This window comes from Pseudomonas sp. A-RE-22, from assembly GCF_019956035.1.
Taxonomy (GTDB): domain Bacteria; phylum Pseudomonadota; class Gammaproteobacteria; order Pseudomonadales; family Pseudomonadaceae; genus Aquipseudomonas; species Aquipseudomonas brassicacearum.
Map to the genome: position 1 here is coordinate 34,286 of NZ_JAHBCZ010000098.1, position 15,845 is coordinate 50,130.

Below are 15,845 nucleotides of genomic sequence, written 5' to 3' on the forward strand. Positions count from 1 at the left end.
CCCGCCATGGCATACTCCCCACCTTCGTTTTCCGGACCCGGGCCGTATGACTTTCGACTCCCCCTTGAGTGCCTGGCAGCATGCCATCGAACACCACGGCTTCGTCCAGGACGAGGCCCAGGAACTGGCCATCATGACACTGGAGCAATGCCACCAGGCGTTGCACGAAGGTCGCAAGTCGATCAAGGGCGTTTATCTCTGGGGCCCGGTGGGACGTGGCAAGACCTGGCTGATGGACCGCTTTTATGAAAGCCTCAAGGTGCCGGCCCGTCGACAACACTTCCATCACTTCATGGCGTGGGTGCATCAGCGTTCGTTCCAGCTCACTGGCACGCCGGATCCTCTGCAGGCCCTGGCCCGGGAGTTGAGTGCTGAAGTACGGGTGCTGTGTTTCGACGAACTGTTCGTCAACGACATCGGCGATGCAATCATCCTCGGGCGCCTGTTCCAGGTGATGTTCGAGCTGGGCATGGTGATGGTCAGTACCTCCAACCTGCCGCCGGAAGAACTCTATGCCAACGGCCACAACCGCGAGCGTTTCCTGCCGACCATCACCGCGATCAATCGATATATGCAGGTCGTGCCGGTGAACGGTTGGCAAGACCATCGCCAGCACCCAGGTCAGTTACAGCAGCGTTATTGGCTGCGCGATCCCGGGCAACCTGATCCGCTGGGGGAGGTCTTCAACCAGTTGACCGCCGGGCAAGTATCGAGCAGTGCGTCGATCGAGGTCGGCCATCGCTTGCTTGAACCGGTCCAGGCCAGCGATAGCGTGCTCTGGAGCCGTTACTCCGACCTGTGCGAGCAACCGTTCTCGGCGCTGGATTTCATGGCGCTGTGCGACCGCTTCAGCGTCATCCTGCTCAGTGACGTGCCGTGCCTGAGCGCCGAACAACGTGAAGGGCGCATTGCCCGTGGCACCGAAGACGGTGTCGAACGGGTCGAGGCCGGTGATCGCGAATTGCCGCAGTTGTCGATCCATGACGATGGCGTACGGCGCTTCATCGCCCTGGTCGACGAGTGTTATGACCGCAAGGTGCCGTTGTGCCTTTCGGCCCTGGTGCCGATGGATGAGTTGTATACCGAGGGCTATCTGCAATTCCCGTTTCGCCGTACCCTCAGCCGCCTCCAGGAAATGCAAATGCAACGTTTTGGTCAGCAAGCCTGACCTGTATCCCGCCGACGGCTTCGAGCTGGCGGCACTAACGAAGTGAGATGGAAGGTCATGGAAGAAGCCAAGGACATCCTTGTACTGCAAGCCAGCTACACCAACCCGGTTCACGCCGAAGCGATCTGTCATGTGCTCAACGGCTATGCACAGGACCCGATGGGCGGGGGACAGCCATTGCCGGCAGAGGTGCTGCTGCATCTGCCCGAGGAACTGGCCAAGCGCCCTCATGCCTTCAGCGTGCTGGCTTTCGTCAACGGCGAACCGGCGGGGCTGGTCAATTGTTTCGAAGGTTTTTCAACCTTTGCCTGCCGGCCACTGGTGAACGTCCACGACGTGGCGGTGATGAAGGATTTTCGTGGGCTCGGGCTGAGCCAGAAGATGCTGCAGAAGGTCGAGGACATCGCCCGTCAGCGTGGTTGCTGCAAGATTACCCTGGAAGTGCTCGAGGGCAATGCCGTGGCCCAGGCCAGCTATGCCAAGTTCGGCTTTGCCGCCGGCATGTTCGACCCGGCCCACGGGCCTATGGAGTTCTGGATCAAGCCCCTGTAAAAGCGGGCTTCTGAGGAGTTTCGGTTATTTCTGCACGACTGCAGCCGCCGGTGCCTTGGGCTGCATCAGGCTGAAGTCGATCAGGGGCTTGCGTGGGGTTTGATAGGGGTCGCCAATCAACAGCGGGCGCGCCTTGAAGTCCGCGCTGACCAGGCTCTTGCTGTGGTCCAGCTCATCAAAACTCAAGCCAGCCATGTCCGCCCAGGTGTGAATCAGGTGCGAGCTGCTGTAGGGGCGCGACAGGTCGCCGGCAAAGTTCCAGTCATGGCTTTCGCGCCACTTGGGCGAGGCCCAGGCCATGAAGGGGATGGTGTACATCGGCGCGGTCGGCTTGCCTTCGTTACGGCCCAGGGTGCCGTGGCCCGAGGAGTCGAACACGTCTTCACCATGGTCCGACAGGTACAGCAGGAAGCCGTTGGGGTCGGTCTTGGCGTAGTCCTTGATCAGGCTGGACACGACGAAGTCGTTGTACAGCACCGCGTTATCGTAGCTGTTGTAGGTCGGGACCTGATCATCACGCAGGCCCGCCGGTACGCCTTGGCGGTCGGTGAACTTGTTGAAGGTCGGCGGATACCGGTACTGGTAGCTCATGTGGGTGCCGAGCAGGTGCACCACGATCAGCTTGCGCGGAGCGCTGTCGGCCAGGGCTTTGTTGAATGGCTCGATCACATCGCCATCGTACTGCGCGGCATTCTGGTTGCGGTTGTTGTTCAGGTACACCTGCTCGTCGGCCTGTTGGGAAAAGGTCGTGAGCATGGTGTTGCGCTTGGTCATGGTCTGCTGGTTGGTGATCCAGAAGGTCTTGTAGCCGGCCTGTTTCATCATGCTCACCAGCGACGGGGTGCTCAGGTACAGGTCCGGGTTCTGTTCGTCGGCGAACGTCAGCACCTGCTGCAGCGCTTCGATGGTGTAGGGGCGCGGGGTGATGACGTTATCGAACACCGACAGCTGGCCTTTGAGCTTGTCCAGCTCCGGCGTGGTTTCCCGCGGGTAACCGTAGAGGCTCATGCGCTGGCGGTTGGTGGATTCACCGATCACCAGCACCAGGGTGGCCGGCTGGTCGGCCATGGCATCCTTGAGATTGCTCAGTGGCGCGATCTTGCTGGCGCTGTGGAGCATGCCTTGCATGTTCTCCAACTGCTCACCATAGCGACGATACGCCACCAGCATCTGCCACGGCACCGCAGGCTCGATGCGATCTTCGAATTTTTCCAGGCCACCGGCAAAGCTGCCGGTACGCTGGGTCTGCTTGATCAGCGGATAACCGACCACCGCCAGGACAATGGCGACTGCTGCGACCATGGCCTGGCCCCGGGGCAGGTACACCGGGCGCAGGCGGGTCCAGAGCCAATAGCCGACGGCGGTGTGGGCCAGGAACGCCGCCACCATCCACCAGGCAAAATACTGTGTCAGGTACTCGCCGGCTTCTGACACGTTCGATTCGAACATGATGAAGATGACGCTCTGGGAAAATTCTTGCTGATAAATGAAGAAGTAGCCGAGGCTGGCCATGGAGCAGGCCCACAGCACCACGCCGATCAACGCCGCGAGCACGCGCGTGCGGGCGGGGAAGAGCAGCATGGGCGCCAACCACACCGCGCTCATCACGAACGCTTGGCGAAAGCCGGTGAAGCCGGAGGTGTCGCTCAACAGAATGAGCAGTTGGGTGATGCCAGAGAAGTACCAGAAGAACAGAAACAGCCAGCCAAGCCCGGCCCAGTCGAAACCTTTCGCAGTCGTTTTGCTGCGTTTGAACAAACTCATCAAGCGCTCCAGCCTTTGTCGACGACGCTGTCGGCACCGGATTGGTGACCGCAGGCATACGTCGAGCAACCTTAAAGGCGGGGAGTATCGCGAGCCGGTTGTGAAAAGTTTGTGAGTTTTTCGGATACAAATCGCTGATTGGGGGGGGGCGAATGCTCTCTGGGGCGAGGGATTATCTGTGGGAGCAAGGCTTGCCCGCGATGAACGATAACGCGGTTCAGCTGTTAGACCACGGCGCGACTATCGCGGGCAAGCCTTGCTCCCACAGATAGAATTCTCGCCATGAGTGTGCCTGGCAGGACTTGCATGGAAGTGACACCGTTTGACCAGCGTCACTTCCTGGCGCTGTGCCTCTGGGGCGGTTACCGAGCCAGGGACTGGCTCTGGTGGGACAGCTGTGCGTGTTGCAACTGCATGCGCAACTGCGTCACTTCATCAAGCAGTAGATCGCGTTCTTCCTTGAGTAGGCGCAATTCATCGCGACGAATGGTCACATAAAGGGTTTGGGGAGGACGTGCGGTAACGACAGGGCCCATTGCTCACCTCGCAAATGGCGTACATCAACTATAGAGATGTCGCCAGTATTTGGTCGACACCTCTACTATCGGCGCCGATTCTGATTTCTTTTGCTTGTGATTGGAACTTTTTTATTTTTCATGGTCGCTGTGTCTTCGGCCGGATCTTGAGCGTTATCCCTTGTGATCGCTCGAATTACCCGGAAACTATGCAGCAATGCTCTGGACTAACCTCCATTAGTCGATAGTGTTAAATCTTTGACACACCTTTATTTGTAGTAGGGAGCATCAGCACATGCAACTCGGGATCATTGGACTGGGCCGCATGGGCGGCAATATTGCGCGGCGCCTGATGCTCAATGGGCACACCACCGTCGTCTATGACCGCAATGCCGCTTTTGTCGAAAACCTGCGTCAGGAAGGCGCCACGGGCGTCGCGGACCTGCCGGCACTGGTCGCTGGGCTGGAGAAGCCACGTGCGGTCTGGGTCATGCTGCCGGCCGGCGCACCCACTGAAGACACCGTCAACGTCCTCAGCGAACTGCTGGAGCCGGGTGATGTGATCATTGATGGCGGTAACACGTACTACAAGGACGACATCCGTCGCGCCCAGGCCCTGTCGGAAAAAGGCCTGAGCTACATCGATGTTGGCACCTCCGGCGGTGTTTGGGGTCTGGAACGCGGTTACTGCATGATGATTGGCGGTGATGCCGAAGTGGTGAAGCGCCTGGACCCGCTGTTCGACAGCCTGGCGCCGGGCATGGGCGATATCCCGCGCACCCGTGATCGCAAATCCGACGATGACCGCGCCGAACGTGGCTACATCCACGCGGGCCCGGCCGGTTCGGGGCATTTCGTGAAGATGATCCACAACGGCATCGAATACGGAATGATGCAGGCCTTCGCCGAGGGTTTTGACATCCTCAAGACCAAATCCAGCGAAAGCCTGCCACCGGAGCAGCGCTTCGACCTGAACGTGGCCGATATCGCTGAAGTCTGGCGTCGCGGCAGCGTCGTATCGTCCTGGCTGCTGGACTTGACCGCCGACGCGTTGGCCAGCGATCCGAAACTGGATGGTTTTTCCGGTGAGGTCGCCGACAGCGGTGAAGGGCGCTGGACCATCGAGGCTGCCATCGAGCAAGCGGTGCCGGTTCCGGTCCTGTCCAGTTCGTTGTTTGCCCGTTTCCGCTCGCGCCAGCAAAGCACGTACGGTGACAAAATGCTCTCGGCCATGCGCTTCGGCTTCGGCGGCCACGTGGAGACGCCGAAAAAATGACCTCGATCGGCAGCAAATCCAAGGCAGAACCCGCGCCGCCGACTACGTTGTTTCTGTTCGGCGCCCATGGCGATCTGGTCAAGCGTCTGCTGATGCCGGCGCTTTACCACCTCAGTCGCGACGGTCTGCTGGGCGATGGGCTGCGCATCATCGGGGTTGACCACAACGCCATCAGCGATGTGGATTTTGCCAAGAAACTCGAGGACTTCATCCGTAACGAAGCGGCGAGCAAGGGCGGCGATGCCGACCGGGCGCTCGATCCGGTGCTGTGGGCCAAGCTGGCCCGGGGCATCAGCTACGTCCAGGGTGATTTCCTCGATGAGAGTACCTACCAGGCGCTGGCGGCGAAAATCGCCGCCAGCGGCACCGGCAACGCGGTTTTCTACCTGGCGACCGCGCCGCGCTTTTTCAGTGAAGTGGTCAGCCGCCTTGGTGCGGCCGGGCTGCTTCAGGAGCAGGAGGGCGCCTTCCGGCGAGTGGTGATCGAAAAGCCGTTCGGCTCCGACCTGCACACCGCCGAAGCGCTGAACGCCTGCCTGCTCAAGGTCATGAGCGAGAAACAGATCTATCGCATCGACCATTACCTGGGCAAGGAAACGGTGCAGAACATTCTGGTCAGCCGTTTCTCCAACAGCCTGTTCGAGGCGTTCTGGAACAACCACTACATCGACCACGTACAAATTACCGCCGCCGAAACGGTCGGCGTGGAAACCCGTGGCAGTTTTTATGAACACACCGGCGCCCTGCGAGACATGGTGCCCAATCATCTGTTCCAACTGCTGGCGATGGTGGCCATGGAGCCGCCAGCGGCGTTTGGTGCCGATGCAGTGCGTGGGGAAAAGGCCAAGGTCGTCGGGGCGATCCGGCCCTGGTCGGTGGAGCAGGCCCGGGCCAACTCGGTCCGTGGCCAGTACACGGCCGGTGAAGTCGGCGGCAAGGCGGTAAATGGTTATCGCCAGGAGGCCAACGTGGCGCCCGACAGCAGCACCGAGACCTACGTCGCCCTCAAGGTCATGATCGACAACTGGCGGTGGGTCGGCGTGCCGTTTTACCTGCGCACCGGCAAGCGCATGAGCGTGCGGGACACGGAGATCGTCATCTGCTTCAAGCCCGCGCCTTACGCACAGTTTCGCGACACCGAAGTCGACGAACTGCAACCTACGTACCTGAGAATCCAGATCCAGCCCAATGAAGGCATGTGGTTCGACCTGCTGGCCAAGCGGCCGGGGCCGGCACTCGACATGGCCAATATCGAATTGGGCTTTGCCTACAAGGACTTCTTCGAAATGCAGCCATCCACGGGTTACGAAACCCTGATCTACGATTGCCTGACCGGCGACCAGACGCTGTTCCAGCGCGCTGACAACATCGAAAACGGCTGGCGCGCCGTGCAGCCGTTCCTCAATGCCTGGCAGCAGGACGCGACATTCCAGCCCTACAAGGCCGGCGAAGATGGCCCGGCGGCCGCCGATGACTTGCTGACCCGCGACAGCCGCGTCTGGCATGGCCTCGGATGAGTGATCTGGTGAAGCACCCCATCCGTTTTTTGCTCAGCGACATGGACGGTACATTGCTGTTGCCCGACCACAGCCTGAACCAGCGCACCATTGAGGCGGTTCGCTCATTGCGTGAGGCTGGTGTGCTGTTCAGCCTCGCCACCGGGCGGCCACCGCGGGCCATGTTGCAGCAGATCGAGGCCCTGGGTGTCGACCTGCCCACGGCGGCGTTCAATGGCGGCACGCTGGTTCATCCCGATGGCAGCTTTCTTGCCGTCCACTACCTGCCACCCGAGGCAGCGCTGGCCACACTGGCCCTGTACGCCGATCAGCCCGGCATCGAAGTCTGGGTATTTGCCGATGGCGACTGGCTGGTGCGCGACGCCAACGGTCCGATGGTGCCGGTGGAGACGCGTGGCCTGGGCTACCCACCTGTAGAGGTCGAAAGCTTCGAGCCGTATCTGGAGCGGATCGACAAGATCGTCGCCACCAGCGCCAACACCGACCTGCTGGTGGAGCTGGAGGCGCGGTTGCATCCGCTGCTCAAGGGCCAGGCCCAGGTGTCGCGCTCGCAACCGATCTACCTGGATGTGACGGCCATGAAGGCGAACAAAGGAGAAGCGCTGTCGACCCTGGCAGCCTTCCTCGATGTGCCCCTGGAGCAGACAGCGGCCATGGGCGACGGCGGCAACGACCCGGCGATGTTCCACCGCGCGGGATTGTCGATTGCCATGGGGCAGGCAGAGGAGGCGATCCGGCGTCAAGCGGACGTCGTGACCGCCGCGGTTATTGACGACGGTGCGGCGCTGGCGATCGAACGCTACATCTTGCCGCGATAGGATGTCCTGGCCTTTGGTGGCAGGGGAATTCATTCCCACTGTGGGAGCAAAGCTTGCTCCCACACCAAATCCCCTCGCCACAGGTTTTCCTACTCAGAAGCTTGGTTACAACCAGTAAGTCACCGCATACCAGCCCAAGCCACCCATCACCACGGTGTAGGGCACGGCCATCCAGACCATCCGGCCATAGGACAGGCGAATCAGCGGGGCGATCGCCGAGGTCAGCAGGAACAGGAATGCAGCCTGGCCGTTGGGTGTGGCGACGCTCGGCAGGTTGGTGCCGGTGTTAATGGCCACCGCCAGGGTCTCGAACTGTTCGCGGCTCATGTGGCCGGATACGAAGGCCTGTTTGACCTCGGTAATGTAGATGGTTGCCACGAACACGTTGTCGCTGATGGCCGATAGCAGGCCATTGGCAATGAACAGCATGCCGGGCTGCTGGTCGGCGGGCAGGCCCAGCACCCACTGGATCAGCGGCGTGAACAACTGCTGGTCGTGAATGACCGCCACCACCGCAAAGAACACCACCAGCAGCGCGGTGAACGGCATGGCGTCCTTGAACGCACTGCCGAGCCTGTGCTCGTCGGTGATGCCGGTGAAGGCGGTAATCAACACGATGACCATCAGGCCGATCAGGCCGACTTCGGCAATGTGCAGGGCCAGGCCCACGATCAGGATCAGCGCGGCAATACCCTGGACGATCAGGGCGGCGCGTTGGCGTGCGGTGCGTTCACGATTGTCCTGCTCGGCGTAGTCGGCCAGCACGGCACGTACGTTGTCCGGTAGTAGCGTGCCGTAACCGAACCAGCGCAGTTTTTCCAGGGCTACGCAGGTCACCAACCCGGCCACCAGCACCGGCAGCGACACCGGCGCGACTTTCAGGAAGAAGTCGATGAAATGCCAGTCCATCTCATGGCCAATCAGCAGGTTCTGCGGTTCTCCTACCAAGGTGCAGACGCCGCCCAGCGCCGTGCCTACGGCGCCATGCATGAGCAGGCTGCGTAGAAACGCCCGAAACTGATTGAGATCTTCATGATGACTCGACGGCAGATCGTGGTCTTCATCGACATTGCTGTCCTGGCGCGGATCGTTGCCCGACGCCACACGGTGATACACCGCATAGAAGCCGACCGCGGCGCTGATGATCACCGCGGTGACGGTCAATGCGTCAAGGAACGCAGACAGGAACGCCGAGAGAAAGCAGAACATCAAGGCCAGCAGCGCCTTGGAGCGCACGCCCAGGAGCAGGCGTGAGAACAGGAACAGCAGCAGATCCTTCATGAAGTAGATGCCTGCCACCATGAACATCAGCAGCAGGATCACCGGGAAGTTGTGCAGCAGTTCATCATACAGCGCCTTGGGGGTGGTCATGCCCAGCACCAGGGCTTCGACCAGCAGCAGGCCGCCGGGCATCAGCGGGTAGCATTTAAGGGCCATGGCGAGGGTGAAGATGAACTCCACCACCAGCATCCAGCCGGCAACAACCGGGCCCAGGGTCCACAGCACCACGGCATTGAGGATCAGGAACGTGATGATGCACGCCTTGTACCAGCGCGGGGAATGCCCCAGAAAGTTATGCGCGAAAGCCTGAGCCATTGAACCGGACATCGGCTGCTCCTTTTAATTAGAAGCGCGCAACTTGCCGTAAGAAATGAGGAATATCAAGAGTAAGAATAAATACCGTTCACCCGCGTCAATCCGACTCAGGCCCAATACCGCGCAACCACCGCTCGATAATGCCCCTGGAGCGAATAACCGCCCACCAGGATTCTTCCATCATCCTGCATAGCCAGGGTAGTGGCGGTGTCCAGGCTGTAGCCGAGTCGAGTGCGAACCCAGCCTTTGCCCTGGCCGAAATCCGGGTCGAGGCTGGCATCTGGCAGATGTCGGGCAAGTACGAAGTCGGCCTCGATACCGCCGATCGTGGCGCCGGCGGTCACCAGTTTTCCGTCCGCTTGAAGCTGGGCGGCGGTCCACTGACTGGCATTGCGTCCGATCGCCATGAGTTGGCACTGGCCCTGGTTGCAATGACGGTCCGGCTTGCCGTCGGGGCGTACTTTCAGCGACAGGCTATGCATCGGATCACGGCTGCTGCCGAACACCTGCAGATCACCGCTCGTATCCTGAACGATTTGGCTGACCATCACGCTGTGCCCCTGCGCCAGGATGGACAGGAAGCCATTTTCGCCGAAGCTGTCATCGAGTTTGCCGCTGCTGTCGTAACGGGCAACCAAGCCATGCTGGGGCAAGTCGATGGCGCCGCCGACGACAATATGACCGTCAGCCTGGAGCACCAGACAGCCGAGCCAGGTATTTTTCAACAGGCGTCGGACCATCACGAAGCCGCGACCGTTGAACGAAGGATCCAACGCCCCATCGGGCAAGAGTCGGATCAGTACGCCGACATGGTCGGAAAATTGATAGTGGTGGTTGGCGAGTACAAGGATCCGGCCATCGGCCTGCACTTGCATGTCGCAAGCCTCAAGCCCTGGCACGCCGGGCGGTAGCCAGGGGTCGCGCAGGCCTTGGGAGAGATTGCCGCAAAGCCGGATGACGTGCCGGCCGGCGTTGCCGAAGCTTTGAACGGCGCAACCTTGCTGGTCGAACAGCGCCAGGGCGGGAAGGGTGTGGTCGTTGCTTTCGTAGTGCAGGCCGGACAGCAGGATATGCCCATCGGGCAACACGATCACCTTGCCCGCCGTCGCTTCGAAACCCTGTTCAAACGCGCCGATCACGTAGCCGCGGGTGCCGAAGTCCGGGTCAATCTCACCGTCGTGGTTGAGTCGCGCCAGCCCGAACCGACTGCCGTGGGCCGTCTCGACCCTGGCTGCCACCAGGATCTGTCCGGCGTGATCAAGGGTCAATCCGGTGGTCAGGCTTGAAGTACTGTCTTCGAAATGAACCCAGGCTTTGCCGTTGGTGGCAAAGCCTGGATCAAGCTGCCCAGCGTGGGCCATGGCCCTGGGGGACACAAACGCGAACTGATCGAGCATGCCTGCCTCTCCTTGCGTGTCGAGCAGCCCGAAAGGGCGACGACTGCATGAGGGCAACATTCAATCCCTGAATGTGACAATGCACAACTGTCATGTTCTACAGATACAGCGGCGATTCGTGCCATAACGATGGCTTTACAACCCAGAGCCAAGCCTGCAATCGATAACAGGCTTTACCAGCGGTTATTCAGGCATCGACCAGGATTGCAATGTGTAGCCTTCCTGGCTCAGTTCGGCACGAGCCTGTTTCAACAGATCGGCCAGTTGGACCGGGTCGGTATAGGCGCTGCTTGGAATTTGGGTGCGGCCAATATGGGTATTGGTGCGGTCGATGACGGTCAGGCTAAGTTCACCGTTGCCGTCTTGTGGAGCCCAGGCCACGCATTGGAAAGGACGGAATGCGCGGTCGGCAATCAAAAGAGCTTCGTTGATACGGAGCGGGGCGTTCATGGCGTTTTCTCTTAAGTGTGCCCAAACAAATGATATGCCGTCGGTTGGGCGTACCGTGCGGCTGGTTACTTGTACTGATGTCCCGAACCCGTAGGCGGGTCACACATTATTTAAATAAATTTCGATTTTCTTTCAGACCAGGCTTTTGGGCTTTTGTTTGAAAGCACCCTGAAACAAACAGGCCTGTGATAACTAACGAAATGCCTGCTTATAACCACTTTGAAGCGATCCCGATAATCAATTGATACAAGGGTGTGTCAACTTCTTGCTACTGTTACATGCAGGTCTGCCAAACGCCTGTTTCTAATCATATTTCCTTATTTTGACGCCAAGGATCAGTCATGATCGAAGCCAGTACGTCCCGTCGTCTGCTCGTGGTTGATCCCTGCGATGATTGTCATCGCCTGTTGCCAGCTCTGCGCACTATTGGCTGGGAGGTGGACAGTTGCGCCCTCGAACACGCCGGCGATCGGACGTGTGACGTCGGTCTTCTGCGATTGCAGCCTTTTCACCTGGAACGCCCGGAAGCCGTCAAGGAGTTGATCAGCCGTAGCGGCACCGAATGGATCGCTGTGCTCAACCAGGAAGTGTTGCGTCTGCAAAATGTCGGTGATTTTGTCTGCGAGTGGTTTTTCGACTTCCATACCTTGCCGTTCGACGTGTCCAGGGTCCAGGTGACACTGGGCCGGGCGTTTGGCATGGCGCGCCTGCGGGGACAGGGCTCGATCCATATCGATCAGCCCGAACATGAACTGCTGGGCGACAGCAAGCCGATTCGCGAACTGCGCAAATTATTGAGCAAGTTGGCGCCCGCCGAGTCGCCGGTATTGATTCGCGGGGAGAGCGGTACCGGCAAGGAGCTGGTGGCGCGCACCCTGCATTGTCAGTCTTACCGGCGTAATAAGCCGTTCATCGCCATCAACTGCGGCGCGATCCCGGAGCACCTGATCCAGTCCGAGTTGTTCGGGCATGAGAAGGGCGCGTTCACCGGGGCTCACCAACGCAAGATCGGGCGGATCGAGGCGGCCCATGGAGGCACGTTGTTTCTCGATGAAATCGGCGATCTGCCGTTGGAGCTGCAGGCCAATCTGCTGCGTTTCCTGCAGGAAAAACACATTGAGCGGGTCGGTGGCAGCCAGCCGATCGCGGTCGATGTGCGGGTCTTGGCGGCCACCCATGTGAACCTTGAGGCGGCCATCGAGCACAAGCGGTTTCGCGAGGACCTGTATTACCGCTTGAACGTATTGCAAGTAGTGATGGCGCCGCTGCGCGAGCGTCATGGCGACCTGTCGATGCTCGCCAGTCACTTCTCCCATTTCTACAGCCAGGAAACCGGTCGCCGTCCCCGCAGCTTCAGCGAAGATGCCTTGGTGGCGATGGGCATGCATGATTGGCCCGGCAATGTGCGGGAACTGGCCAACCGCGTCCGACGCGGTTTGGTGTTGGCCGAAGGGCGACAAATCGAAGCCCGGGACCTTGGCTTGGCCAGCCACCAGGGCGTCGCGGTGCCGATGGGTACGCTGGAGGACTACAAGACCCGCGCCGAGCGCCAGGCCCTGAGCGATGTGCTCAACCGTCACAGCGACAACCTGAGCGTGGCCGCCAGGGTGCTGGGCGTGTCCCGGCCGACGTTCTATCGCCTGCTGCACAAGCATCAGATCCGCTGACTAAAACCTGCGCACATCCCCTGTGGGAGCGAGCTTGCTCGCGATAGCGGTCTTTCATTCAGTATCAATGCTGACTGAAAGGACCTCATCGCGAGCAAGCTCGCTCCCACAGGGGTTTTGCATTTCCCTCAGGGATATGTGCCGATCACATATCCCTGAGGGCATCAGAAGTAGTACGGGAATTTCAGGCTAAAGGTGAAGTCCGGCGCATCGTCGGTCAACCCGATGGACAGGTTGGGCACGATGGTCAGGTTGTCGGACGCGGCGACGGTCATGCCGATGTTGAAGTAGCCGGCGTTGGCGTCGCTGGAGACTACCGATTCCCAGTCGCCGCCGTCCTGTTTGAGCTTGCTTTTCTTTTGGATCAGGTCAGAAACCGAGAATGACATGCTCATCTTCTCGTTCAAGGCAAAGGCGATGCCCGCGCCGAGCTGGAAGCTGTCGCCGATCCGCACCTTGCCTGGGATCTTCTGGTTGACCGTGGAACTGATGTCGTCGAACGACTCCTCCAGATTATGGGTGTAGGAGAGGGTGCCGAACAGCACCGCCGGGTCGAAGGTCTTGACCAGCGAAAGCCCTGGCGTGATCGACCATACGCCGTTGCCGGTGGGCAGGTCGTCAGGCACGAACAGGTTGGTGTTGGCCTGGGATTGGCGCAGCTTGATGCCGAATGGGTCCTTGCCGGTGGGGGCCTTGACCCGCAGGGTGACCACCGCGTCCGGGGAATTGATCGACTCATCCATGAACTTGTAGGCGATGCCGAAGTTGACGTCGCCGATGGTCGGGTCGCGGGTCACGGTTTCTTCGCTGGTGACGCCGGCTGCGCCGTTGTTTGCGCCGCCTGACTGATAGGTGGATTCGCGGTAGACCACCGGGACGTTGAGGTCGAACTGCCAGCGGTTGTCGAAGTTATAACGGCCAGTGAGGTCCAGCGTCCAAGTGTCAGCCTTGATCCGGTCGAGGTTGATGTTGCCCAGGAAAATCGAATCCAGGGCCAGGAAACCATTGAGGATCAGTTGCCGCGTGTCGTAGCGCGAATAGGTCACGCCGGTCTCGAAACTGAATTTACCGCCGCCGAAGAAGCCGCTGGCCTCGTCATAGAGGTTGGAGACGCTCTGGGCCGGCTGGGAATCATCGGCCAGGGATTGCCCATAGCCACTGCCGCCAGCCGTTGTCGCACCGCTGCCGGCCACGGTCTGGTTGCCTTTCATGTCGGCCGGGGATTTGGCCAGGCGTTTGGGCGGTGGGGCGGCGGGTTGATCCTCCACTTGGCGAACCCGCTGTTCGAGCACCGCCAGGGCCTTTTGCTGGACCTCGTATCGTTGCTTGAGCTCAAGAAGTTCCTGTTTCAGGGCCTCGATGTCCGCATCCGGGGCCGCCTGCAACACGGCCGCCGGGAACAACGTGCTTAAACACATCACAGCGCGCAACGATACGGATCGATACATGAAATATGCCGTCCTTATTTGCCCATTGATCGGCGATCAACGTAGATCAATATCCGAGGTTTCGAAGACCACGTAACTGAGTCAGGTTGCAGTCCAATGCTCCGGCACTGGGGCCGTTGTTGTTCAGCACCACGTTGAGCTGCGTCATGTTGTTGACCAGGTTGCTGTTTCCCAGCAGACGGGTGTTTTGCAGCAAGCCGCCTTGGGCCACTTGTTGCAGGGTGCTGCCCTGGTTATGGCTGGCCTGGATCGCCATTTGCACGCCGCTGCCGGTGGCGGTGACCGCGACACTGCCGGCGGCGTTGCTGCCGCTGATGGTCTGGCCCTTGGTCAGCAACTGGCCTTGGGAAGGCACGAGTGCCGGGGCCTGGTTGCTCTCTTTTACGTTGATGTTGACGTTGTTGTAGGCCGTATTGCCGTCTCCGGCGGCGCGTACGCTCTGGGTCACGCCCTGGCTCGTGCCAAGGCCGGCGCCACCGGTAATATTGCCGCTGCCCTGGTCCGGAACGCTGCCGTTACCGGTCTGCTTGATGGTGGAGACATAGAATTCGGGTTTGACGGTGGCAGCCTGGATCTGCATGGCGCTGGTGGCGCCGATCAAGTCGCCGCTGGCGTTGCGCCAGGTACTGCTCATGACGATGCCGAAGCTGATGACTCGGCCGGGCATGACATAACGACCGCGCAGCTCGGCAAGCTCCTGGTCCTTGACTTCGATGGGTTTGAAGCCCGCATGGGCGTAGCCCGAGGCGGTCGCGAGCAGGCAGGCCAGCGACAGCCAGTGTGAGGTTTTCATGTGCTGCTCCCGGAGCGTCCTGCTCCTTTTTGTACTTATGTTGGCAGTTGGTCGGCGATTAAAAAAAGTCGCTCTGTATGAAGCCGAAATCCATCAGTTCCGCATCCCTGACCGGGTTGAAACCGTCCAGCTTGTTACGGGCGGTCAAGGGTTGAGGAGGGCTGCGTAGTGCATTGGTCTTGTCATAGCCCGGGCCGACGATCGCAAAGACGATGCCGTTCCAGCCTTTGATGAACTCATCATGGGCGTAGCGCTTGTGGCCCAGCACCGGGTCGCCGATGTAGACCCATTGCTTGTCGGCCCGCTGCAACACCACGAAGTGCTTGTAGCCGCGTATTTCCATCAGGACCACCACCGGAATCGTCACCGCTTCGAGTTTCTCTGGCGGTATCCGGTAGCCTCGGGCGCGCATGCCGATGGTTTCCACGTAGCGCTTCATGTCCAGCATGGAAAACCCTTGGGTGCGAACCAGATTCTGGTCGGCATTGACCAACATGCCTTTGATGACGTGCTCTTCATCGACGTCAAGCCAATAGGCCTGGCGCAGCACCGTGGCCAGCGCGGCGGCACCGCAACTGAAATCGGTTTTCTGTTCGACGATGTCGCTGAATTTGCGTTCGCGTACGCTTTGCACCGGTTTGTAGACCAGCATGCCGCCAGGCAGGGCGGCCACAGGCATCTGCGCTGCTTCGGCCGCGCAGGCCAGGCAGAGCAGCAGGGAAACGGCAGTGACACGCATGATCAATACGCCTAGTGGGCATCCAGGAAAAAGCCCCCTGTGGGAGCGAGTCCGTGGGTGCAACGCTTGCTCGCGATAGCGGTTTTACAACCAACAGAGGCGTTTTATGTAACGACCTCATCGCGAGCAAGCTTTGCTCCCACAG

At 60.1% G+C, this 15,845-nt stretch carries 14 protein-coding genes; 6 read left to right on the top strand and 8 right to left on the bottom strand.

Annotated features, from left to right (window positions below; genetic code table 11):
• Nucleotides 1-46 precede the first annotated feature (46 nt).
• On the top strand, nucleotides 47-1,168 hold the full coding sequence (gene zapE, locus KGA89_RS29735; protein ID WP_223473214.1) for a cell division protein ZapE: 1,122 nt from the start codon (nucleotides 47-49) through the stop codon (nucleotides 1,166-1,168).
• Nucleotides 1,169-1,225: 57 nt separating this feature from the next.
• Entirely contained in the window at nucleotides 1,226-1,720 is a 495-nt protein-coding gene (locus tag KGA89_RS29740) for a GNAT family N-acetyltransferase (protein WP_223473215.1), read from the top strand.
• A gap of 24 nt (nucleotides 1,721-1,744) precedes the next feature.
• On the opposite strand, the gene KGA89_RS29745 is transcribed toward KGA89_RS29740, so the two are convergent.
• Complete coding sequence (locus KGA89_RS29745; RefSeq protein ID WP_223473216.1) at nucleotides 1,745-3,484, bottom strand: phosphoethanolamine transferase CptA; 1,740 nt, start codon at nucleotides 3,482-3,484, stop codon at nucleotides 1,745-1,747.
• A gap of 362 nt (nucleotides 3,485-3,846) precedes the next feature.
• Nucleotides 3,847-4,020 (bottom strand): DUF6026 family protein, encoded by a 174-nt coding sequence (locus KGA89_RS29750; protein ID WP_013693491.1) that lies wholly within the window; start codon nucleotides 4,018-4,020, stop codon nucleotides 3,847-3,849.
• 250 nt (nucleotides 4,021-4,270) lie between these two features.
• Between KGA89_RS29750 and gnd the strand changes: the two genes are divergently transcribed.
• The 3 genes from gnd to KGA89_RS29765 are packed head-to-tail and all read left to right on the top strand — an operon-like array spanning nucleotide 4,271 to nucleotide 7,610.
• Nucleotides 4,271-5,275: a phosphogluconate dehydrogenase (NAD(+)-dependent, decarboxylating) gene (gene gnd / locus KGA89_RS29755; protein ID WP_223473302.1), complete on the top strand. Its 1,005-nt coding sequence runs from the start codon at nucleotides 4,271-4,273 to the stop codon at nucleotides 5,273-5,275.
• A complete protein-coding gene (gene zwf, locus KGA89_RS29760; protein WP_223473217.1) occupies nucleotides 5,272-6,792 on the top strand; it encodes a glucose-6-phosphate dehydrogenase in 1,521 nt (506 codons plus the stop codon). The genes gnd and zwf overlap by 4 nt, the downstream gene beginning before the upstream one ends.
• A complete protein-coding gene (locus KGA89_RS29765; RefSeq protein ID WP_223473218.1) occupies nucleotides 6,789-7,610 on the top strand; it encodes an HAD family hydrolase in 822 nt (273 codons plus the stop codon). The genes zwf and KGA89_RS29765 overlap by 4 nt, the downstream gene beginning before the upstream one ends.
• A 105-nt stretch (nucleotides 7,611-7,715) precedes the next feature.
• Here KGA89_RS29765 and nhaB read toward each other — a convergent pair whose 3' ends face one another.
• From nhaB to KGA89_RS29780, 3 genes are all read right to left on the bottom strand, one after another.
• Nucleotides 7,716-9,218 carry a sodium/proton antiporter NhaB gene (gene nhaB, locus KGA89_RS29770; RefSeq protein WP_223473219.1) on the bottom strand — a complete coding sequence of 501 codons (1,503 nt, stop codon included), beginning with the start codon at nucleotides 9,216-9,218 and terminating at the stop codon, nucleotides 7,716-7,718.
• A gap of 95 nt (nucleotides 9,219-9,313) precedes the next feature.
• Nucleotides 9,314-10,603, bottom strand: a complete 1,290-nt coding sequence (locus KGA89_RS29775) for a hypothetical protein (RefSeq protein WP_223473220.1) — start codon at nucleotides 10,601-10,603, stop codon at nucleotides 9,314-9,316.
• A gap of 183 nt (nucleotides 10,604-10,786) precedes the next feature.
• Nucleotides 10,787-11,053 (bottom strand): hypothetical protein, encoded by a 267-nt coding sequence (locus tag KGA89_RS29780; protein WP_013693488.1) that lies wholly within the window; start codon nucleotides 11,051-11,053, stop codon nucleotides 10,787-10,789.
• A gap of 341 nt (nucleotides 11,054-11,394) precedes the next feature.
• Here KGA89_RS29780 and KGA89_RS29785 point away from each other — a divergent pair, with 341 nt between their 5' ends.
• Nucleotides 11,395-12,720, top strand: coding sequence for a sigma-54 dependent transcriptional regulator (locus tag KGA89_RS29785; RefSeq protein WP_003202380.1), 1,326 nt, complete (start codon nucleotides 11,395-11,397; stop codon nucleotides 12,718-12,720).
• Between the two features lie 164 nt (nucleotides 12,721-12,884).
• On the opposite strand, the gene KGA89_RS29790 is transcribed toward KGA89_RS29785, so the two are convergent.
• From KGA89_RS29790 to KGA89_RS29800, 3 genes are read right to left on the bottom strand one after another with little or no spacing between them, the layout of a single operon-like run.
• Complete coding sequence (locus tag KGA89_RS29790; RefSeq protein WP_028237516.1) at nucleotides 12,885-14,168, bottom strand: transporter; 1,284 nt, start codon at nucleotides 14,166-14,168, stop codon at nucleotides 12,885-12,887.
• 46 nt (nucleotides 14,169-14,214) lie between these two features.
• Nucleotides 14,215-14,961, bottom strand: coding sequence for a hypothetical protein (locus tag KGA89_RS29795; protein WP_223473221.1), 747 nt, complete (start codon nucleotides 14,959-14,961; stop codon nucleotides 14,215-14,217).
• Nucleotides 14,962-15,019: 58 nt separating this feature from the next.
• Nucleotides 15,020-15,700: a C39 family peptidase gene (locus KGA89_RS29800; protein ID WP_223473222.1), complete on the bottom strand. Its 681-nt coding sequence runs from the start codon at nucleotides 15,698-15,700 to the stop codon at nucleotides 15,020-15,022.
• Nucleotides 15,701-15,845 lie beyond the last annotated feature (145 nt).